The following is a 21,000-nucleotide window of genomic DNA, read 5'->3' on the forward strand; positions in this document are numbered from 1 at the left end:
TCGAAGCGCGCTGACGTCACGAGATCGGCTTGCTGCGTTTCGTCTCGCCGGCGCTCGCTCAACGACCGGGGTGAGGTGCTCACCAGTACAGCCGCCAGTCCGGGTGCGCCGTGCGCATGAGCGCTTCGAGGTAGAAGTAGTCGCCCCACAGGTTCGCCTCGTCGACGCCGGCGTCGGCGGGGAGGCTGTAGACGCCGTGCAGGATGAGGGCGTCCGACTCGCCGTCGGCGGGCGTGTAATGGGCGATGAGTGAGGCGAGGATGCGGTCGGCCGCCGCGATGTAGCGCTCGGCGTTGGCGGCATCGGTCTCGACGCCCGCGAGCTCCCGCAGCCCCGAGACGGCGATGGCGGCCGCCGAGCTGTCGCGCGGGGCGTCGCTGCCGTCGGTGTAGACGAGATCCCAGTACGACACCGCGTCGGCGGGCAGGTGCTTCAGGAAGTAGTCGGCGCAGCGGCGCGAGGCATCCAGGAACCGCTCGTCGCCGGTGTCGCGGTGGTTGAGCGCGAAGCCGTAGATGCCCCAGGCCTGACCGCGCGCCCAGCAGGAGTCGTCGTGCGCGCCCTGTGCGGTGGAGCCGCGCAGCGGCTCGCCCGTCTCGACATCCCAGAAGAACGTGTGGAACGTGGTGTCGTCCGGCCGGATGATGTTCTCGCGCAGCTGCAGCGTGTGCCGGCGGACGGCGTCGGCGTACCGTTCCTCTCCCGTCTGCTCATACGCCCACGTGAGCAGCGGCATGTTCATGAGGCTGTCGATGATCGTCCGGCCCCGCTGGGCCGGGTCGGACAGGTCGCCCCACGCCTGGATGATCCCTGCAGGCTCGAGGAACCGGGTCATGAGGTAGTCGGCAGCCGCGATCGCGGACTGCCTGGCATCCTCGTCGCCCGCGAGGCGCCACGCGGTCACGCAGGCCAGGCTGTAGAGGAAGCCGAGGTCGTGCATGTCGACGTCCACGTGCCCGCGGATGCGCTCGCCGAAATCGGCCGCGTGCCGCAGCGCGGCGCCGCGGAACACGTCATCCCCCGTGGCCTCCCACGCGATCCACTGCATCCCGGGCACGAAGCTCGTGGTCCACCCGTGGTTGCCGCCCTCGGGCACGCCGTCGGCCGCGGGCCGCAGCGGGTAGAAGCCGCCGTCGGTCGTGTCGTCCGGGTAGCGGTCGCCGAAGCGGGCGATATTGCCCCGCGTGGTCTCGACGGCGGCCGCGATCGCCTCGGCCAGTGTCTCCGCGGGAATCGCGGTGGTCCGGCCGGCGGTGGAGGGAAGGGAAGTCATCGTGTAGAAGTCCTTGTCGATGGGTCGTTCGTTCAGCGCGCGAGGGGCTCGGCTGCCAGGAGCACGGGGCGCAGCGTGTAGCGGGAGTTCGCCCACGCGAGGTACAGCGCCGCCGCGGCCGTCACTCCCACGCCGATCGCGGGGAGATTGACGAAGACCGCGATCTGCACCGCGATGATCGCGAGCGAGACGAGGGTGAGGTACCAGCGGCGAACCGCCAGCACGACGCTCACGCGCAGGATGTCGCGCAGCCGCGTGTCCGGCGCCTCGGCGAGCGCGACGAGGGCCACGAGCGCGGTCGCGAGGACCAGACCCACGAGCACCAGGAGGAGCGGGACCACCACGACGCCGACGGTCGAGGTCGCGAGCGCGCGGACATCGACGAGCAGTACGACCATCCCGCCCACGGCCATCGCGCCGATCACGAGCGCCTTGCGCCATGTCCGCCAGTAGCCCGCGACGAAGGAGCGGAACGGGCCCGCTCCGCCGAGCCCGTTCTCGCGGAAGGCGCAGAACGCCGCGACGGGCGCCGGGGCCGCGAGGACCGCGGCGACCGCGATCGCCGGCCACGACCACATCGGATCCGTGGCCACGAGCAGGACGAGGAGGGGCAGCGAGGCGACCGCCGTCAGGAGGTTCGTGACGAGCCCGACGTACGCGACGCCGAATCCGGTCGAGTAGACGGAGTGAGGGATGCGCGCGCTCATCGTCAGCCCTTCATCCCGCTCGTCGCGATGCCCTCGACGAAGTGCTTCTGCCCGAGGAGGAACACGACCGCGATCGGCACGACGGAGATCGTCAGTCCCGCGAACATGAGTCCGTAGTTCGCGGTGAACTGGTTGCTCACGAATGACTGGAGACCGAGCTGCAGCGTCCACAGGTCGGGGTTGCGCAGGTAGATGAGCGGGCCCAGGTAGTCGTTCCACACCGTGACGAAGGTCAGCAGCACGAGGCTCGCGATCGCCGGGACCGACAACGGCATCATGATCCGCCACCAGATGCCGTACTCGCTGAGGCCGTCGATGCGGGCCGCCTCGGAGAGCTCCTCGGGGATCGTCTCGTAGTACTGCTTCATGAGGAACACGCCGAACGCGCTGAACGCCTGCAGCAGGATGATGGCCCACAGAGTGTTCGCGAGGTGCATCTTCGACACCATGATGAACTGCGGGATCATGTAGGACTGCCACGGCACCGCGATCGTCGCGATGTAGGCGAGGAACAGGACGTCGCGGCCTCGGAACTTCATCCGCGCGAACCCGTAGGCCGCGAACGATCCCGTGAGCACCTGGAGGATCGTCACGGTCACCGCGAGGACGAGCGTGTTGCGGATCCAGACGATGATGTTCGACTGCGTCCAGATGTTGACGTAGTTGCTGAAGTCCCACGTCTTCGGCAGCCAGGTGACCGGAACGGTGAAGACCTCGTTGGCGGGCTTGAGCGAGCTGGACACCATCCAGAAGAAGGGCACCAGCAGCCCGAACGCCGCGACGACGAGCACGATGTAGCCGATGATGCGGCCGAGGCGCTTCGCGGGGGTCTTCGCCCTCGGCGCCCGCGGCTCACGCGGGACGGTCAGGACGCGGGTCGCGTCCACGCGATCGAGGGTCTCGAGGATGTCGGCCATCAGCGCTCACTCCTCTTGTTCCAGAAGAACTGGATGATGGTCACGACGATGCAGATGAGGAACAGGACGATCGACGCCGCGGAGGCGTAGCCGAACTGGTTCTGCACGAAGGCCGTCTGGTAGATGAACTGGGAGAGGACGAGGGTGGCCGTTCCCGGGCCGCCGTTGGTCATCACGAGGATCAGGTCGAAGATCTTGAACGAGTTGATCGTCAGCATGACCGTCACGAAGAACGTCGTCGGACGCAGGCACGGCATCGTCACGTTCCAGAAGCGCTGCCAGGCGTTCGCGCCGTCCATGCGCGCCGCCTCGTGCAGCTCGCGCGGCACGGTCTGGAGGCCCGCGAGGAACAGGATCATGTAGTAGCCCATGTCGCGCCACGTCGCCACGATCACCGTCGCAGGCATCGCCCATGTCGAGGACTGCAGCCACGCGGGCGGGTTCGCGATCCCGATGAAGTGGAGGAACTGGTTGATCGGCCCGTACTGCGGGCTGAACAGCAGGTTCCACACCACGGCGATCGCGACGATCGACGTGATGTAGGGGAAGAACGCGGCGGTGCGGAAGAAGGACACCCCGCGCAGCTTGGTGTTGAGCAGCAGGGCGAGTCCCAGCGCGACGACGAACGTCAGCGGGATGTGCAGGATCGAGTAGTAGAACGTGTTCGCCAGTGCGGTGAGGAACATCGGGTCGCCGAACAGACGCTGGAAGTTCGCGAGTCCCGTCCAGGTGGCGGTACCGAAGATGTTCCAGTTCGTGAAGCCGAGGTAGAACAGCCACACCACGGGCACGAGGGTGAGGACGGCGAAGCCGATGAAGTTCGGCAGGATGAAGCTCCACCCGATGAGGGTGTTGCGCAGGCGCAGCTTCGACCGCCGTCGGGCGGGCGGCCGGGGCGACGTGTCGACGTCGGTGGCGATCGCCGTCATGGCTCCTCCTTGGAGTCTCGGTGGGTTCAGGCAGGGGTGGGGCGCGGGATGCGCGCGCCCCACCCTCCGGGGATCAGCCGACCTGGTTCTTGTACTGGGCCTCGGCGTCGCTGATCGCCTTGTCGATCGACTCCGAACCGGTCATGATCGCGCTGTGCATCGCGGACAGCACCGTGTTGAGGGTCGCGGTCTTGGGCGACGGCGGGTTCTGCGGGTCGATCTTCTGCTTCGCCCACGCGAACTTCGTCAGGTCATCCGACGGGATGCCGGACTGGCCGAAGTAGACCTTCACGACGGCGTCGTCGGTCAGAGCCGGCGTGATGCCGATCTTCGCGAGCGTCAGCGCGGCCTCCTGGCTCTCCGCGTACGCGAGGAACTGCTTGGCGGCGGCCGTCTTTGCCTGGTCGGTCTTGACGTTGATGGCGAACCCGGTCGGGTCGCCATAGGTGATCGGCGTGTTGCTCGTGCCGGCCGTCTTCGAGGTGCGCTGCGGAACCGGGGCCATGCCCCACGCGAACTTGTCGGCCGCACCCTGCGCCTGCTGCTGCAGGAGCGTCGCGACGTACCACGTGCCCATGATCTCCATGGCGGCCTGCTGCTTGCCGAACTCGGCCTGATAGGTGGTCTTGTTCGCGGTGACCGTGGCGAACGGCAGCTGCAGTCCGCCATCCTGCATCTTCAGCGCCTGCTCGTAGTAGGGCTTCATGTAGCCGAAGTCGCCCTTGAGCGCCGAAGCCGGCACCTGAGCGGTGGCGAAGTTCTGCACGAGGGCGTTCCACCCGTGCAGGTAGGCGGGCAGCGCCGCGCTGCCGGCTGTCTTCAGGCCGGTCTTCAGCTTCTCGGCCGCAGCCGTGTAGTCGTCCCACGTCCACGAGCCGTCGGGGTCGGGGACCCCGGCCGCCTTGAAGAGGTCCTTGTTGTAATAGATGACGTTGCCGTCGATGCGGTACGGGATGGCGTACTGCTTGCCGTCGAGCTTGTACGAGGCCGCGCCCTTGATGCCCGACTGCAGCTTGACGTCGGAGACGTCCTGGAGCTGGCCCCCGGAGGCGAACGTGACCATATCGGTGACGTTCTTCATCGTGAGGATGTCGGGGGCGGTGCCGGCAGCGAGGTCGGCCGTGAGCAGGGTGGCGTACTGCGCCGCGTCATAGTCCTTGAGCTCGATCGTGACGTTGGGGTGCGCCGCGTGGAAGCCGTCGGCGAGCGTCTTGAACTCGGGCGAGTTTGCGAGGTTCCACGTCGACATCGTCAGGGTGACGGGCTTGTTGTCCGCCGTGGCGGACGGCTGATCTGACGACCCGCCGCTGCAGGCCGCGAGCGACAGCGTGGCGACGACGGTGACGGCCGCCGCGGCTGTGTACTTGCGCTTCATGTGGATGCTGCTCCTTTGCAATGGTTCCGGACCCGAGAGGGGCCGGGTCTGGACTACCGGTCCGTCAGGCTCGCGGATCGGAAGAGGGTGAGATCGTGGGTGGTGGTGACGTCGTCCGGCCAGGTCACCGAGACCTGGTCCTCGGCGAGCGTCGCGGCGGCGTGCTCGAGCGCCGCGGTCCGCGCCCCGTCGAGGCCGACGAGGACGACGACCCACTCGCCACCCGCCGCATCCAGCTCGATGACGGGGACGGATGCCACAAGCCCGAGCGGGCTCGCGTCATCCCGTTCGACGACAGCCGGCTCTCCGGCGCCGACCAGGAGGCGGATGCTGCTCTCGAGCTCGCCGTCGCCGCGCGCGATGGCGACGCGAGCCGTGGATCCGTCGGCGAAGGCGGTCGGGGCAGAGCCGGTCGCAAGCGGCCATCCGCCGATCCGGAGCGAGCACGCGGCCGGGTGCAGCTCGTCGACTCGGACCAGGCGGGCCTCCCACGGCCCGCGCACGAAGGAGATCGTGAGGATGCGGCCGGCGGGCGTGACGTCCCCCGCGATGCCGGACCCGTGCCGGGTCTGCACGTCGGCGGGGTCGATCCAATGCGCGGCGGCGACCGACCCGCCGACCGCGACGTCGCCGTCGATCCGGTTCCCGAGGAGCTCCATGCCGGCGCGGTGCGATGAACGCCCGTTCTCATCGGTGAGGGCGGCGGACTGCTCGAGCGGCTCGCGCCAGGCCCGGCCGGCGTGCAGCGGCGCGGTCGCGGTGCTGTAGGCGAGGCGGGTGTAGATGGGCGAGTCGCCGACGTCGGAGCCCGGCTGGGCGTGATCGGTGCCGTGGTTCACGACCCGCACGATGCCGTCCGCCCGGGTGCCCGAGACGAGCCAGCCGGCCGCGCGGACGATCCGCAGGTCGTCGCCGGTCTCCACGGGAAGAGGCTCGGACGGAGCCGCCCATACGGGGTGGTCGGCGGGCAGCGAGATGCCCAGCATCCCCTTCGTCGCCCAGTACGGCGACGCCGGCCCCGAGTAGGACTGGGCGAGGCGGCGCCATTCGCCGTGCCATCCCATCGTGAGCAGATCGCGCTCGTCCGGGGCGCCGGCATCCGCGAAGTGGCGGACGACGAGGTCGGCGGCGTGGCGGAGCCGGCCCGCGGAGGTCGACGGCACGTCGGCGATGATGCCCGCCCAGAACGGGGCTGCCGCGGCGAAGCGGTAGATGAGGCTGCGGCCCTGGATGAGAGGCGAGCCGTCCGCGCCGACGAGGGCGACGGCGTCCTGAAGGTACCGGTCGAGACGCGCGACGTCCGCGGGAAGGCGGCCGCCCGCGAGATCCGCCGCCCCCTGCATGCGGGACCACAGCACCGGGTAGAGGTGCAGCGCCCAGCCGGTGTAGTGGTCGAAGGCGCGGTCCTCGCCGTCGGCGATCCACCCGTCGGCACGCACATAGGAGTCGTGGCGGGCGAGATCGTCGGCGATGTCCTGCGCCGACCACGGCCCGCCCACGGACCGGAGGAACGTCTCCACGACGATCCGGAACCACAGCCAGTTGTTGCGCGGATAGGTCGTGTCGCCGACGATCGCGGACAGGTAGCGGATGACGCGCTCCTGCGTGATCTGGTCGAGGCGGTCCCACACCCATGGGCGGGTCATGTCGAGGATGACGGCGATGGATGCGGCCTCCACCTTGGCCTGCGCGTGCTCCTCCGGGCGGACCCAGCGGTCGGCCGAAGCCGGGTCAACGCCGGTCGAGATGCCCTTCGCGTAGAAGTCGATGAGGTCGTCGAGGCCCTCGCCGCGCTCGCCCGCGATGCGGAAGCCCGCGAGGAGGAACGTGCGCGCGAAGCCCTCGAGACCGTCCACGGCATTGCCGTAGCCGCCTTCCGCGCCGGGCGGGGTGATCCGCGCGTTGCCCGGAGAGGCCCACCGGCGGGTGCCGGCCAGGAGGCGATCCGCGAACGCGATCCACTCGGCACGGCTCCAGTCCGCGCGTCCCGCAGGGTGTGCGGGGGTGGTCGTGGCGGTCACGGATTCTCCTTCGAATGGGGCCAGCTGATCACGATCGATGTGATCATGTTGGGAGATTAGCAAACAAAAACGTTCACTACAACGGAGAATCGAACCGTGATACGATCATTTTCGATCATCCCGTTCGATCTGATCGATCGTGCGGCCGGAGGTGCTCAGAGAGGAGTCGCCGTGTCAGCGTCCGTCGTCACCGTACGCGGCCCGCTCGCTGCCGCGTTTGCGGGAGCCGATCTGCGCGCGGCCGTTGTGCCGCCCGATCAGGCGCTTCCCATCGCCTCCGCGACCGACCGCGGCACGTGGTCGCGGATCGCGGCCGACGCCGCGACGGTCGACCCGATCCTCACCCGCGCACGCGCCGAACGCGGGGCGCTGTGGCCGCAGCCGCTGGCGAGCGCGGCGGCGCGCTTCCACCGCGACGGCGACCGCGAGACGTGGGAGTCCGCTGCGTTCGAGAGACAGCGCCGCCTGAGTCGCGCGGTCGTCGCCGCGGCCGTCTCCTCCGAAGACGCGTGGGTCGACTCCGTCGCCGACGGCATGACCCTGCTCTGCGAGCAGAGTTCGTGGTGCTGGCCGGCCCACGACGACTCGCTCACGGCCCACGGCTCGATCGTGCCGGTAGCCGACGACCCGTACCTGGACCTCGGCGCGGGCGAGGTCGTCGCCCAGCTCGCGTGGGCGGATCAGGTCCTCGGCGAGCACCTCGACGACCGCTTCCCCGGGCTGCGCGCGCGCATCCGGCATGAGGCATCCGTCCGCGTCTTCGAACCCTTCCTGCGCCGCCGGGACTGGCCGTGGCTCGGCCTCGACGGGCCTCCGTCGAACTGGAGTCCGTGGATCCACGGCAATGTCCTCGTCGCCGCGCTGCGTCTCCTCGACCGTCCGGGCGACGAGCCGACCCGCATCCGGGTCGTCGGACTCGCGATCGAGGGGCTCGACCGATATGTCGCCTCCCTGCCCGACGACGGCGCGATCGACGAGGGCTACGGCTACTGGTGGGAGGGTGCGTGCCGCGCGCTCGAAGCGCTCGATGTGCTCGCCCACGCCACAGGCGGACGCTGCGACGGGCCGGGCGCCCGCATCCCGGCTCTCGTGAACGCCGTCGCGTTCCCGCATCGGATGCAGCTCGGCGGGCCGTGGTTCGTCAGCGTCGCCGACGGACGGGCGAAGCCGCCGGCGGATCTCCCCCGGGCCGCACTGCACCGCGCGGCGCGCGCGACGGGGGATGCCGATGCCCTCGCCTTCGCGGCATCCCATCGCTTCCCGGGCGAGCCGTCCGCGACCGAGACGGCAGGGCTCGGGCGGCTTCTCCGCGCGATCTCGGATCCTGTGTGGGTCGCCGCCGCGACCGGCGAACCACCCCTCCCGCGCGACGTGTGGCTGCCCTCGACGCAGATGCTGCTCGCGCGCGGACAGCGCGGGACCGCCGAGGGGCTAACTCTCGTCGCCAAAGGCGGCCACAACGACGAGCACCACAACCACAACGACGCCGGCTCGTTCATCGTCGCGTCCGACGGAGTGCCCGTGATCGTGGATGCGGGCCGCCCGACGTACACGGCGCAGACCTTCGGCCCCGATCGCTACGGGATCTGGACCATGCAGAGCTCGTGGCACTCCGTTCCGGAGGTGCGCGGCATCCCCCAGTCGCCCGGCGCGTCCTTCCGGGCGCGTGACGTGCGCCACGGCGACGCCGAGCTCGCCCTCGACCTCGCCGGTGCGTACGACCTGCCCGCGCTGCGCAGGTGGCACCGCCGCATCCGTCTCGAACGCGGCGACCGTCCACGGGTCGTCGTCGAGGACGCGTGGGACCTCGACGCGTGGACGGGCGACGCACCGGAACCCGAGACCACCGTGCGGCTGCTGCTCGCCGGGGATGTCCGGCTCGAGGACGCCGGCGCGCGCGTCATCCCGCTCGACGGCGCGCCGCCCCTCGACATCCGCTGGCCGGACGACGTCGCGGCCCGCCTCATGACGCGGGAGCTCGACGATCCCGTCCTGAAGTCGTCGTGGGGCGTGCGGCTCACCCGTCTCGACCTCGTCGTCACCGCTCGTCGCGTGGTGTCGGTGACGATCCAACTGCAAGAATCGACCCCGGGGGACACCGATGACTGACAACGGCATGCACGCTCTGCTGGCCCCCGCTCGCCGCGCCCACGTTCTCGCCGAACTCGACCGCCACGGCGTCGTCCGCATCTCGCAGCTGATCGACGAACTCGGGGTCTCCCCCGTCACCCTGCGCCGCGACCTCGTGCAGATGGAGGACGAGGGACTCCTCGTCCGCATCCACGGCGGAGCGATCCCACCTGCTGTCGTTCCCGAGGAGGACGAGCCGCCCGCACCCGCAGAGCCCGGTCCCGAGCGCACGCTCGCCGTGCTGGTCCCCGCGCTCAACTACTACTGGCCCGGCATCGTCCGCGGGATGGAGCAGGAGTCGAGGCGTCGCGGGGTGAGGCTCATCGTGCGCGCGGCGTCGTACACGCTGCAGGACGAGCGGCCCATCCTCGAGCGATTCGTGACGATGGAAGGCGTCGACGGACTCATCGTCGCGCCGAACACCGACACCCCCCACGCGCAGGACGTCGTGCAGTGGCTCTCCGAGTGCCCCGTGCCGAGCGTGCTGGTCGAGCGCGAGGGCGTCGTCCTGCCCGGCAACGAGCCGGTCGAATCGGTCACGACCGACCACGCGCTGGGCGCGATCCTCGCCGCGCGGCACCTCGCGAGCCTCGGGCACCGTCGTGTCGGGCTCGTGATCTCGCGCGACTCCCCCACGTCGAGGAAGATCACCCAGGGCTGGGAGGCGGCGTGCGCCGAGCTCGGCCTGACGCCGCTGCAGCACTTCGAGTCGTTCCTCCCGGAGCGCACGCGGCCGGAGTTCTCGGCGGTCGTGGATGCGGCGCTGGACACGGCGGTGGAGCGCGGGACGACGGCGCTGCTCGTGCATCCCGATCCCGAGGCGATGGCCTTCGCCGATCTCGCCGTCGCGCGCGGCATCTCCGTTCCGGAGGATCTGTCGATCATCGCCTACGACGACGAGGTCGCGGCGATCTTCTCGCCCGCGCTCACCGCCGTGCGCCCGCCGCGGGAGGCGCTCGGAGCCGCGGCGGTCGATCTGCTGCTGCGGCGGATCGAGGATCCCGCCCGCCCGGTGCACCGTGTGACGGTCAGTCCCCGGCTGAACGTCCGCGAATCGACCGCACCGGTCCACGAGGACTGACAGACCCCGCGGAGCCCCCAAGCAGTGAGGACGATCATGCGCATCAGCGATTTCCCGGTGCCGGACACCGCCGCCGCACGCGGCGCCCGCACGCTGGCGGTGGAGTATCAATCGCCGGCGATCACCGCCCACGCGATCCGTTCGTGGCTGTGGGCGGAGGCGTTCGCGGTCGTCGAGGGGCTCGCCGACGCGGTCGATCACGAGCTCCTGTACGTCGCTGCGCTCCTCCACGACATCGGCACGGTCACGGAGTACGACAACCACACGATCGCCTACGAGGATGCAGGCGGCCACGTCGCCGTCGCCCTGACCGCGGGTGCAGGGTGGGATGCGGCGCGCCGCCGCCGCGTGCACGAGGTCGTCGTGCGGCACAACTGGCCGAGCGTCGATCCCGAGTTCGACGTCGAAGGCCACCTCCTCGAGATCGCCACAGGACTCGACATCTCGGGCGCACGGCCGGACGCGCTCCCCGCCGAGTTCCTCCGCGAGGTGCTCGACGCATACCCGCGCGGGACCCTCGCCGAGGAGTTCAGCGCGTGCGTCCTCGACCAGGCCGCACGGAAGCCGACGACGGCCGCCCGCCGTCTGGTCGACGGGGGCGTCGTCCGCAAGCTCCAGGAGAATCCGCTCGAACGCCTGCGCTGAGTCGGGCGCGCAGCGACCGGGCAGACCGACGCAGGAGCGACGGGCGGGGTCTTGCGTGGGCGCCGTGGACGTGCGATCCTGCACTTAATTCGTCATGTGATGAATTAATCGGGAAAGAGTGTCGGATGCCTGACAGCGCCCTCGTCCTGGACCTCGCCGACCTGACGGCCGACCGCATCGCGGAGGTCGGCGGCAAAGCCGCGAACCTCGGCGAACTGATCCGTGCGCGGTTCGATGTGCCGGAGGGCTTCTGCGTCACGACGGAGGCGTACCGGCTGGCGGTGCGGGGCACGCTGGTCGAGGACGGATCGGCGACGGATGCGGCGGCCGCGCGCGCCGCCGTCCTGGCGGCCCCCTTCCCGGATGAGGTGGCCGTCGCCGTGCGCGAGGCGTACTCGGCGCTCGGGGAAGGGCCGGTCGCCGTGAGGTCGTCGGCCACTGCCGAAGACCTCCCCGGCGCGAGCTTCGCCGGCCAGCAGGACACGTATCTCAACGTCTCCGGATCCGACGACGTGCTCGACGCCGTGCAGCGCTGCTGGGCGTCCCTGTGGACCGACCGCGCCGTCGCGTACCGCGCCGCGCAGGGCATCGACGGCGCCGGCGTCGCGCTCGCCGTGGTGGTCCAGCGCATGGTGGATGCCACCTCCGCCGGTGTGCTGTTCACCGCGGATCCCGTCACGGGACGGCGCCGGCAGGCCGTGCTGGACGCGGCGCTCGGACTCGGCGAGGCCGTCGTCTCAGGGAGCGTCGACCCCGACCACTTCGTCGTGGACACGGCGAGCGGCCGCATCCTCGACCGGCGGATCGCCGGAGCCGCGGTCAGCGTGACCGACGCCCAGGTGCGTGCGCTCGCCGCGCTCGGCGACCGCGTGGAGGGCGCGTTCGGCGCCCCTCAGGACATCGAGTGGGCGATCGACGCCGAAGGCGGGATGCGGCTGACCCAGTCGCGACCGATCACGACGCTGTTCCCGGTACCCGTGCGCGACGCGCCGAAACCTCCGGAGGAGATCCGCGCGTACTTCTGCATCAGCCTCGCGCAGGGTCTGCACCGGCCGATCACCCCGATGGGCGTCGCTGCGTTCCGGGTCATCGGCGCGGGCTTCCTCGACCTCATCGGCCGCAGACCTGAGCGGATCGTCGACGGACCGGGCGGACTCGCCGTCGGCGGCGACCGCCTGTTCGTCGACGCGACGCCGATCGCGCGATCCGCCGCAGGGCGCGCCATCTTCCCGCGGGCGCTGGACGTCATGGAGGCGCGGTCCGCGGTCGTGCTGCGCGGCCTTCTCGACGACCCGCGCTTCGCCGTCGTCCCGGGGTCGCGGCGGCGCTTCGCGCGCGCCTTCCTGCACATGGCCGGCCGCATCCGCGCGCCGTTCGTCGCGGTTCAGGCGCTCGCCGATCCCCGTGCGGCGCAGCGGCGGGTGCGGCGGATGGAGGCCGAGGTGCGTGCGCTCGACGTCCCGTCCGGCAGCATCCCGGACCGGGTCGACGGCGTGGTCGACCTGATCTTCCAGGCGATGCCGTACGCGCCGCGCAGCATCCCGGGGGCTGCCGTCGGCTTCGGCATGCTGGGGCTGGCGCGCAGGTTCCTCCGCGACGCCGCACGGCCGGGCGATCTGCAGACCGTGCTGCGCAGCGTGCCCGACAACGTCACGACCGAGATGGACCTCGACCTGTGGCGACTCGCCGTCCGGTCTCGCGCCGATGCGGCATCGGCGGAGGCCCTCCAGACGCGAACCGCGCGTGATCTCGCCGACGCGTGCCTCGGCGGGACCCTGCCGACGGTCCTGCAGAGCGGGATGGTGGAATTCCTCGATCGCTACGGACATCGCGCGGTCGCCGAGATCGATCTCGGGATGCCGCGCTGGGCGGACGACCCCGCACATCTGTTCGGCGTGCTGTCCGGCTATCTGCGCCTCGACGCGGATGCCGAGACCCCGGCGCAGCACTTCGCCGATGGCGCACGCGACGCGACCGCGATGATGCAGACGCTGTATCGCCGCGCTGACGGACCGCTGCGCGCCCGCGCCGCGCGGTTCTGCCTGCGGCGCGCGCGAGCGCTCGTGGGGATGCGGGAGATGCCGAAGTACCTCGTGATCATCGCGCTGCGCCGGGCGCGCTCGGTGATGCTCGAGATAGGACGCGAGCTGGCGGATGCGGGTCTCCTCGCCGATTCGGGCGACGTGTTCTTCCTCGACTTCGAGGAGACGAAGCGCGTCGCGGCGGGCGAGGACCTGCGCGCGCAGGTCGCGGAGCGCCGCTCCCGCTACGACGCGGAGCTGCAGCGCCGGCATGTGCCGCGCGTGCTGCTGTCCGACGGCACCGAGCCGGAGGCGGTCGGATCGGCCGTGGCACCCGAGGGCGCGCTGCGCGGGACGCCGGCGTCGGCGGGCACCGTCACTGCGCGGGCCCGCGTCATCCTCGATCCGGTGGGAGCGAAGCTCGAGCCGGGCGAGATCCTCGTCGCTCCGTCCACCGACCCGGGCTGGACCCCGCTGTTCCTCACCGCCGGCGGCCTCGTCATGGAGATGGGCGGCGCGAACAGCCACGGCGCAGTCGTCGCACGGGAGTACGGCATCCCCGCGGTCGTCGGCGTCCCGCGGGCGACCGAGTCGATCGCGACAGGCGACGAGGTGACCATCGACGGCGCGAGCGGTGTCGTCACGCTCGCGACGAACGAACGGACCCGGGTGCTAGGACGCGTTGCAGAGGTCTGATCGCTTGGCGAGTTCGATGACGTCATCGGCAGGCGCACGCACCTGCTCGAATCCCTCGGACTCGTAGAGCGCGATATTCGCCCGGCTGTGCGCGCCGGTGGCGAGGGTGATCCGTCGCGTGCCGGGCGGACGCTGCTCCTGGGCATACCGGAGGAGGACCCGCGCAAGGCCTCTGCGCCGTTCGTCGGGCGCGACCATCAGACGCCCGATCCGCCAATCCGCGCCATCCTGCCAGCACTGCACCGATGCGATGAGTCGTGCGCCGCGGCGCACGACCACGACACGGCGTGTGGCGATCGCGCTGGAGACCTCGTCCAGGTCCTCGTGAAGTGCCGCGATCGCGAGGGTGTTGTTGACGATGGCCTCGTCCACCCAGCAGCATCGCTGGAGCACCAGCAACTCGGCCGCATCCCCTGTCTGAGCTCTGTGGGCGACCAGGCCCGCCGCCAGTCCGCCGACATCGATCCGCGGTCCGCGGAGCGGCCGCAGGGCTTGCGCATACGCCACGAGGCGTTCCAGCTGCCGGACCGCGCGGCGACTCCGGGCTGCGTCTGCGGGCGGGGTGTCGCCCGTCCAGTCGGCGAGATGCAGTGAGATATCGCCTGGCACCGAGCTCAATCCCAGCGTGGTCGCGACTTGCTTGGCCGAGAGCAGCGCCCGCGTCCCCGCCGACGTGTTGCCGTAACTCAGCCAGGCGATCGGCTTGCCGGCCCACTCGGCGGCCAGGTGATCGAACGCGTTCTTCAATGACGCGGGCATCGAGTGATTGTGTTCGCTGGTCACCACGACGAAGGCGTCCGCGCCCGCGACCGTTCGGCTCCATCGCCGCGTGTGCTCGTGGATGTAGCGACCGGTGTCCGGTTCCTCCGGCTCGTCGTCGAAGGGCAGATGCACCTCACGCAGATCAGCGATCTCGACGTCTACACCCAGCGCCTCGGCGCACGGACCGGTCGCCGCACGCCACCACGCCAGCACCGCATCCGCCCGGCGCCTGGGGCGCACGCTCGCGACGATGACGAGCACTCGAATTTTCTTCGACATATCAACGACATTACTCGCGATCTTCGACATGTCAACGATATGCTCGGTCCATGAGCGCAACTCCTCAGCTCGTCGGCGATGAACTGGAAGACTGGAAGCAGGTCCGCAGGCTGCTCACCGTGCTGCCGGCCCGACTCGCACGCGACCTGTCGACCACGTCGCTCTCGGCTCCCGACTACGAAGTCCTCAGCACCCTTGTCGAGCGACCCGACCACGCGTGGGGACTCCGGGACTTCGCCCACAAGATGCAGTGGTCGCGCAGCCGCTTGTCGCACCACGCCGTGCGCATGGAGGCGCGCGGTCTCATCACCCGTGCAGCCGACCCCGCCGACGCGCGCGGATCCATCTACCACCTCACGGATGCCGGCCGGGCCGCCCTGCGAGACGCGACCCCGACCCACCTCACCTCGGTGCACGATCGGTTCCTCGACCACATCACCCGCGACGAACTGGCCACTCTCGCGCAGATCTCACGCCGGATCGCCGACCTCGACGATTAGGTCGAGCGCGCTGGAGCAGCACTCGACGACGGTGCCGCCGCGCTAGCCGCGTACGTCGGGATGGTGTTCCTCGACATCCGGCTCAGCGCGCAGGATGTCCGCGATCTCCTCCTCCGGCCGCGGCGCGATGTTCTCGTCCTCCTCGAGCTCGGGCACCGTCGGCTCACCCGGCTCGGGGACGTGGTCGTGGCTGTGCTCACCGGACGACATGGCGGCTCCTTCCGGAGGTGTGATCCACACCGTACTCGCGGTTCGTGGCGCTGCGGGTGGCCGCGTCCCTCGATTCGGCTCCGCGGCTAGCGGCCGGGGTCGAGATCCCGCCGAGTGACATACCCGCCGGCGCTGACGACGCAGTTCGGCGGGACGTCCTTCGCGATGACGGCGCCCGCTGCGACGACGGAGCCCGCGCCGATCCGCACCCCGGGCGTCACCGTGACGTTCGCACCGATCCACACATCCGACCCGATGACGATCGGTGCGACGGTGATGCCGTCGAAGCGCTCGGCGGGCTGGACCGGGTGGCCGGCAGTGGTCAGCGTGACGCCGGGTCCGATCATGGTGCGGTCGCCGATCGTGATTCCGCCGAGGTCGTAGAACGAGCAGTTCTGGTTCACGAAGACGTGGTCGCCGAACTCCAGGTTGAGCCCGAAGTCGCAGTAGAACGGCGGATAGATCGTGAGCGTGCCCGGCACGGGTCGACCGAGGATCTCTCCGAGCAGCGCCGTCCGCGCGTCGATGTCGCCGTGCCGCAGGACGTTCAGCCGAGAGGTCAGGTCCATGACGACCTGGATCCGCTCCGTGACCGCGCGCGACTCCGGTGTACGCCTCGGGATCAGTCGCTCGTTCCGCATCATCGCCCATGATGACAGGGCTGCCGCGCGCACGGCCCTAGCGACGCAGCGACGATGCCGCGCGGACTGCCTTCTCCAGCCGAGACTCGAACCCCGGAGGCACGTCGCCCGGCAGATCGTCGACGGGGAACCAGCGCACATCCTCGCTCTCGTCGCTGACGCTGATCCGGACGTCCGGGGAGGCGACGGCCACGAACCCGATGTCCCAGTGCGCGGCGCAGGAGAAGCCGCCGTGCAGATCATGACGGTCGAGGTCCACGATCGCGCGGGAGATCAGCGTGAGATCGGCGATCCCGGACTCCTCGCGCGCCTCCCGCTGCGCGGCATCGGCGACCGAGGCATCCTGCGGTTCGACATGCCCGCCGAACTGCACCCAGAACCGCCCCTTGCGATGGAAGCAGAGGAGGACGCGATCGACGTCCGGCGAGAGCACGAAGCACGAGCCCGTCACGTGCTCCGGACCGCCGTCGCGCCGGAGGGATGCATCCCCGGATGCGGTGACGAACCGGATGTAGGCATCCCGCTGTTCGGTGGGATGCAGTTCTTCCAGGGCGGCGAGCAGGTCGTCGACGAGCATCATCCTCGTCTCGACCCATCGGCTGCGCCGCTCCACTCCTCGGCGAGCAGGCCGTAGTTCAGCCCGTCCATCCACACACCCGAGCGATGCAGGCCGGTGCCGCGGCTGAATTCCTCGCGGCGCATACCGAGGCGCTCCATCACGCGCCACGACGGCTCGTTCGCGGCGAAGCAGCCGGCGTGGATGCGACGAAGCCCCAATGGTCCGAAGCACGCGCCGATCACGGCGCGAATCCCCTCGGTCGCATAGCCGCGGCCCTGGAGGGCCGGATCAAGGGTCCACCCGAGCTCGGCCTGTGTCCCCTGGGCCGCCTCCGCGACCTCCGCCTGCGCCCAGCCGTCCTCGATGCGCAGCATGACGTCACCGATCAGCCGGCCACGCCGTTCGGGCTCCGCCGGATCCTCGAGCGCGACGACGAGCATCGTGGGGAGCCGCGCCTCGTCCGTGAACTGTTGCGCGTAGGTCTCGATGTCGGCCGGCGCACGGGTGATCCACTCGCCGACCTCGGGCAGGCTCCGCCAGACCCAGGTCGCCTCGACATCGTCCGCAGTCGCACGACGGATGGCGAGACGTTCGGTGCGCAGCGGCCAGGGGACGGCGGTGAGGGGATCCATGGATCCACCGTAGTGACCGCCCCGAACCGGAACGGATGAACGGCTCTCAATGGGAGAAAGATCACCCGCGGCGCATCTGCACATCGTTGCGCGACACTGCTACTCTCCGAATCACGCGGCGCAGGCGTACCAGCCATTACCTTTGCACCGGCGTCAGGCACCCTCCGACCGAATGGAGACAACATGTTCAATGACAATGGCTCGTTCCTGCTCGCGCTGTTCGAGTTCTTCCTCTTCTTCGCATGGTTCATGTGCCTGTTCTGGATCTTCGGCGACATCTTCCGGAGCAAGGACATGGGCGGCGGCGCCAAGACGATCTGGGTGATCTTCGTCATCCTCATCCCCTGGCTGGGAATCCTCGTCTACCTCATCGCGCGTGGCGGTGGGATGCAGAAGCGCCAGCTGGAGCAGGCGCAGGAGATGCAGGCGGCCCAGGCCGAATACATCAAGTCCGTCAGCGCGTCGTCGTCGACGTCAGCGGCCGATCAGATCGCTTCCGCCAAGTCGCTGCTGGACTCCGGTGCCATCACGCAGGAGGAATTCGAGACGCTCAAGTCGAAGGCTCTCGCCTGACGTTCCGTCAATGAGGCCGCCGTTCTCCGAACGGCGGCCTCGTTTCTTTTCGCCCCGGAGCTCGCGCGGTCTTCCGCCGGGCCTGAGCGGACGCGCGAGCCGACCCGGCAGAATAGACGCATGACCTGGCTTGTCACCGGCGGCGCCGGCTACATCGGCGCGCACATCGTCCGCGCTCTCTCGGCAGCGGGCATCCAGCCCGTCGTGATCGACGATCTGTCGAGCGGCCACGCATCCTTCGTCCCCGAGGGCGTGCCGTTCGTCGAGGGCACGATCCTCGATCGCGACCTCGTCGAGCGCACCCTGCGCGAACACGCCGTCGAGGGCGTCATCCACGTCGCCGGATACAAGTACGCCGGCGTCTCCGTCCGGCGCCCGCTGCACACGTACGCGCAGAACGTCGAGGCGACGCGCATCGTGCTCGAGGCGATGGATGCCGCCGGCGTGAAGAACCTCGTGTTCTCGTCGTCGGCCGCGGTCTACGGCACGCCGGACGTACCGCTCGTCACCGAGGACCTGCCCAAGCGACCCGCCTCCCCCTACGGCGAGTCGAAGCTGATCGGCGAGTGGCTGATCCGCGACCAGGCGGTGGCGACCGACGGCGCGCTTCGCCACACGTCGCTGCGCTACTTCAACGTCGTCGGCTCGGGCGACCCGAGTGTGTACGACACGAGCCCGCACAACCTCTTCCCGATCGTGTTCGAGAAGCTGATCGCGGGCGAGACACCCCGCATCAACGGCGATGACTACGACACCGCGGACGGTACGAACGTCCGCGACTACGTGCACGTCGCCGACATCGCCGCCGCCCACGTCGTCGCGGCGCAGCGCCTCGCGTCGGGCCAGCCGATCGAACCGGCGTACAACTTGGGATCGCAGAACGGCCTGTCCGTGAAGCAGATCATGGACGCCATGGCGCGGGTCACGGGCATCGACTTCACGCCAGAGATCGGTCCGCGCCGCCCCGGCGACCCGGACCGCATCGTCGCGACCGGAGACCTCGCCGCACGCGACCTCGACTGGAGGAACCGGTACACGGTGGATGAGATGGTCCGCACGGGCTGGGAGGCCCGGCGCGCCGCATCCCTCGTCTGACATCCGTCCGATGCCCGTGGCACGGACGGCCGATGGCGCCGACATCGAGTGGGAGGAGCACGGCTCGGGCGAGCCGCTGCTCCTGATCGCGGGGCAGGGCGTCAGCCGTCGTACGTGGGACCTCCTCATCCCAGCGCTCTCCCCCGAGTTCCGCGTGATCACGTACGATCACCGCGGCATCGGCCCGAGCACGCTCGGCGACGCTCCGGAGTGGACCACCCGTGCGCTGGCCTCGGATGCGATCACGGTTCTCGACGCCGCGGACGTCGACCGCGCGCACGTCGTGGGCCACTCGATGGGCGGCCGAATCGGGCAATGGCTCGCGATCGACCATCCGGAGCGGATGGCGAGCCTCACCCTCATCTCGAGCACGGGCGGCGACGCGCGCGGGCACGCGCGGCCCACGCACGCGACGGCCGCTCTGGCCGGCGGCGACCTGGCCGTGCTCGGCCCGTACTTCTTCGGCGACGCGTTTCGGACGGAGCATCCCCACGTCCTCGGTATGCTCGCTCGTTCGGACGCGCCCATCCGTGCGCGGCGCGGGCATTTCCAGGCGAGCTCGACGCACGACGCGTGGGACGACCTCGGCGGCATCCCCGTCCCCACGCTCGTGATCCACGGCACCGACGACGAGATCACCCTCATCGCCAACGGCCGCGACCTCGCGGCGCGGATCCCCGGCGCGGTGTTCCTCGAGGTGCCGGGAGGCCACGGCATCCACCTCGAGTCCCCCGCCGTGCGCGACGCGATCCTCGCCTTCGCGCGAGCGCACCCGATCTGACCGCCGGTTCTCCTCTACACGCGTGGATGCCCGCCCCGACCGACTCGAATCCGAGATGGTCGAGGTCACGGTCGCGATCGCGCGTATCGAGGGCCCGCAGCCGCGCCTGCTGCGCCCTTGATCAGGGGCGGGCGGTGCTCGACCGCACGACGAGGGGCGCCGGGACGGTTTCGAAGGCGGGCTCGGCATCCGTCTCGATGGATGCCACGAGCAGCGCGAGCGCCCGCTCGCCGAGCGTGTCGAAGTCCTGTCGGACGGTCGTGAGCGGCGGGCGATAATCCGCAGCATCCGCGATGTCGTCGAAGCCCACCACGCTGATGTCGTCGGGGACGCGCCGGCCCGCCTCGGTGAGCGCGCGCAGCGCGCCGAGCGCCATCTGGTCGTTCGCGGCGAACACCGCGGTGGCGTCGACAGGAAGCGACGCGGAGGCGACGAATCCGGATGCCGACGACCAATCGCCGTGCACCACCTCGGGCGCCTCGACACCGGCCTCCGCGAGCGCATCGCGCCAGCCGCGCTCACGCTCGGCAGCGGCGAACGATCCTTCGGGGCCGGCGATGTGGTGCACGGTGGAGTGTCCGAGGGCGAAGAGATGCTCGACAGCCGCGCGGGCGCCGCCCGCATGGTCGGTCTCGACGACGCCGACCCGCGCCGCCCCGCCGAAGGCGGAACCCGGGGGCGCGTCGACGACGACGAGGGCGAGCTCGGCGGGGATGGCGGCATCTTGCACCAGACGCGTCGCCTCGTTGAGCACGATCGCACCGTCGACGCCCTGCTCGCGCAGCTGCACGAAGGCCTCGCCGATCGAACCCGCAGCTCCCAGGGTCACCACAACGAGCGCGTAGCCGCGGGATGCAGCGGCATCCGCCACCGCCTGGAGCATCCGCGAGTTCCCGACCGTCGCGAGCGTCGCGGCGACGAGGCCGATCGTCTGGCTGCGACCGGTGCGGAGGGCACGAGCCGCGCGGTGCGGACGATAATCGAGCTCCGCCATCGCCGCCTCGACACGGGCGCGGGTGGCAGGGTCGACGCGCGGGCTGCCGTTCACGACCCGCGAGACGGTCTGCCCGGACACCCCGGCCAGTGCGGCGACATCCGCCATCGATACGCGCTTCGGGTCCACCGCATGCCTCCCCCGTGTTGACGCTAACATAGCATCCCTGTTACCGTGTT

At 70.2% G+C, this 21,000-nt stretch carries 20 protein-coding genes; 8 read left to right on the forward strand and 12 right to left on the reverse strand.

All coding sequences use genetic code 11. The features are described from left to right. Positions 1-79 precede the first annotated feature (79 nt). The 6 genes from QSV35_RS07685 to QSV35_RS07710 all read right to left on the reverse strand — a co-directional run bounded on the left by QSV35_RS07685 (position 80) and on the right by QSV35_RS07710 (position 7,222). On the reverse strand, positions 80-1,273 hold the full coding sequence (locus tag QSV35_RS07685; protein ID WP_286288073.1) for a glycoside hydrolase family 88 protein: 1,194 nt from the start codon (positions 1,271-1,273) through the stop codon (positions 80-82). A gap of 32 nt (positions 1,274-1,305) precedes the next feature. After that, positions 1,306-1,980, reverse strand: a complete 675-nt coding sequence (locus QSV35_RS07690; protein WP_286288074.1) for a ferredoxin-NADPH reductase — start codon at positions 1,978-1,980, stop codon at positions 1,306-1,308. 2 nt (positions 1,981-1,982) lie between these two features. After that, positions 1,983-2,897: a carbohydrate ABC transporter permease gene (locus QSV35_RS07695; RefSeq protein WP_286288075.1), complete on the reverse strand. Its 915-nt coding sequence runs from the start codon at positions 2,895-2,897 to the stop codon at positions 1,983-1,985. Beyond that, positions 2,897-3,826 (reverse strand): carbohydrate ABC transporter permease, encoded by a 930-nt coding sequence (locus QSV35_RS07700; protein ID WP_286288076.1) that lies wholly within the window; start codon positions 3,824-3,826, stop codon positions 2,897-2,899. The genes QSV35_RS07695 and QSV35_RS07700 overlap by 1 nt, the downstream gene beginning before the upstream one ends. 73 nt (positions 3,827-3,899) lie before the next feature. Then, complete coding sequence (locus QSV35_RS07705; protein WP_286288077.1) at positions 3,900-5,201, reverse strand: ABC transporter substrate-binding protein; 1,302 nt, start codon at positions 5,199-5,201, stop codon at positions 3,900-3,902. A 53-nt stretch (positions 5,202-5,254) separates the two neighbouring features. Then, positions 5,255-7,222 (reverse strand): DUF2264 domain-containing protein, encoded by a 1,968-nt coding sequence (locus tag QSV35_RS07710; protein WP_286288078.1) that lies wholly within the window; start codon positions 7,220-7,222, stop codon positions 5,255-5,257. Between the two features lie 171 nt (positions 7,223-7,393). On the opposite strand from QSV35_RS07710, the gene QSV35_RS07715 reads away from it, so the two are divergent. From QSV35_RS07715 to QSV35_RS07730, 4 genes are all read left to right on the forward strand, one after another. Further along, the gene (locus QSV35_RS07715) at positions 7,394-9,331 is read left to right on the forward strand and encodes a heparinase II/III domain-containing protein (RefSeq protein WP_286288079.1); all 1,938 of its coding nucleotides are present in this window, start codon (positions 7,394-7,396) and stop codon (positions 9,329-9,331) included. After that, the gene (locus tag QSV35_RS07720) at positions 9,324-10,433 is read left to right on the forward strand and encodes a substrate-binding domain-containing protein (protein ID WP_286288080.1); all 1,110 of its coding nucleotides are present in this window, start codon (positions 9,324-9,326) and stop codon (positions 10,431-10,433) included. The genes QSV35_RS07715 and QSV35_RS07720 overlap by 8 nt, the downstream gene beginning before the upstream one ends. 36 nt (positions 10,434-10,469) lie before the next feature. After that, positions 10,470-11,078: an HD domain-containing protein gene (locus QSV35_RS07725; RefSeq protein WP_286288081.1), complete on the forward strand. Its 609-nt coding sequence runs from the start codon at positions 10,470-10,472 to the stop codon at positions 11,076-11,078. 125 nt (positions 11,079-11,203) lie between these two features. After that, a complete protein-coding gene (locus tag QSV35_RS07730) occupies positions 11,204-13,795 on the forward strand; it encodes a PEP/pyruvate-binding domain-containing protein (RefSeq protein ID WP_286288082.1) in 2,592 nt (863 codons plus the stop codon). Here the strand turns inward: QSV35_RS07730 and QSV35_RS07735 are convergent. Then, the gene (locus tag QSV35_RS07735; protein ID WP_286288083.1) at positions 13,772-14,836 is read right to left on the reverse strand and encodes a GNAT family N-acetyltransferase; all 1,065 of its coding nucleotides are present in this window, start codon (positions 14,834-14,836) and stop codon (positions 13,772-13,774) included. The two genes, QSV35_RS07730 and QSV35_RS07735, sit on opposite strands and share 24 nt — an antisense overlap. Positions 14,837-14,886: 50 nt before the next feature. Here QSV35_RS07735 and QSV35_RS07740 point away from each other — a divergent pair, with 50 nt between their 5' ends. After that, the gene (locus QSV35_RS07740; RefSeq protein WP_286288084.1) at positions 14,887-15,336 is read left to right on the forward strand and encodes a MarR family winged helix-turn-helix transcriptional regulator; all 450 of its coding nucleotides are present in this window, start codon (positions 14,887-14,889) and stop codon (positions 15,334-15,336) included. Between the two features lie 42 nt (positions 15,337-15,378). Here the strand turns inward: QSV35_RS07740 and QSV35_RS07745 are convergent, their stop codons facing one another. The 4 genes from QSV35_RS07745 to QSV35_RS07760 all read right to left on the reverse strand — a co-directional run bounded on the left by QSV35_RS07745 (position 15,379) and on the right by QSV35_RS07760 (position 17,378). Next, the gene (locus QSV35_RS07745) at positions 15,379-15,546 is read right to left on the reverse strand and encodes a hypothetical protein (RefSeq protein WP_286288085.1); all 168 of its coding nucleotides are present in this window, start codon (positions 15,544-15,546) and stop codon (positions 15,379-15,381) included. 86 nt (positions 15,547-15,632) lie between these two features. Next, the gene (locus QSV35_RS07750; protein ID WP_286288086.1) at positions 15,633-16,115 is read right to left on the reverse strand and encodes a sugar O-acetyltransferase; all 483 of its coding nucleotides are present in this window, start codon (positions 16,113-16,115) and stop codon (positions 15,633-15,635) included. 109 nt (positions 16,116-16,224) lie between these two features. Then, positions 16,225-16,767, reverse strand: coding sequence for an NUDIX hydrolase (locus QSV35_RS07755; RefSeq protein ID WP_286288087.1), 543 nt, complete (start codon positions 16,765-16,767; stop codon positions 16,225-16,227). Continuing rightward, positions 16,764-17,378 (reverse strand): GNAT family N-acetyltransferase, encoded by a 615-nt coding sequence (locus QSV35_RS07760; protein ID WP_286288088.1) that lies wholly within the window; start codon positions 17,376-17,378, stop codon positions 16,764-16,766. The genes QSV35_RS07755 and QSV35_RS07760 overlap by 4 nt, the downstream gene beginning before the upstream one ends. A 183-nt stretch (positions 17,379-17,561) precedes the next feature. Here QSV35_RS07760 and QSV35_RS07765 point away from each other — a divergent pair, with 183 nt between their 5' ends. From QSV35_RS07765 to QSV35_RS07775, 3 genes are all read left to right on the forward strand, one after another. Then, complete coding sequence (locus QSV35_RS07765; RefSeq protein ID WP_286288089.1) at positions 17,562-17,951, forward strand: SHOCT domain-containing protein; 390 nt, start codon at positions 17,562-17,564, stop codon at positions 17,949-17,951. Positions 17,952-18,071: 120 nt separating this feature from the next. Further along, complete coding sequence (galE, locus tag QSV35_RS07770) at positions 18,072-19,046, forward strand: UDP-glucose 4-epimerase GalE (protein ID WP_286288090.1); 975 nt, start codon at positions 18,072-18,074, stop codon at positions 19,044-19,046. Positions 19,047-19,056: 10 nt separating this feature from the next. Beyond that, positions 19,057-19,827 carry an alpha/beta fold hydrolase gene (locus QSV35_RS07775; RefSeq protein WP_286288091.1) on the forward strand — a complete coding sequence of 257 codons (771 nt, stop codon included), beginning with the start codon at positions 19,057-19,059 and terminating at the stop codon, positions 19,825-19,827. Between the two features lie 121 nt (positions 19,828-19,948). Here the strand turns inward: QSV35_RS07775 and QSV35_RS07780 are convergent, their stop codons facing one another. After that, on the reverse strand, positions 19,949-20,929 hold the full coding sequence (locus tag QSV35_RS07780; RefSeq protein WP_286288465.1) for a LacI family DNA-binding transcriptional regulator: 981 nt from the start codon (positions 20,927-20,929) through the stop codon (positions 19,949-19,951). Positions 20,930-21,000 lie beyond the last annotated feature (71 nt).

This window comes from Microbacterium candidum (assembly GCF_030315975.1).
Lineage (GTDB): Bacteria > Actinomycetota > Actinomycetes > Actinomycetales > Microbacteriaceae > Microbacterium > Microbacterium candidum.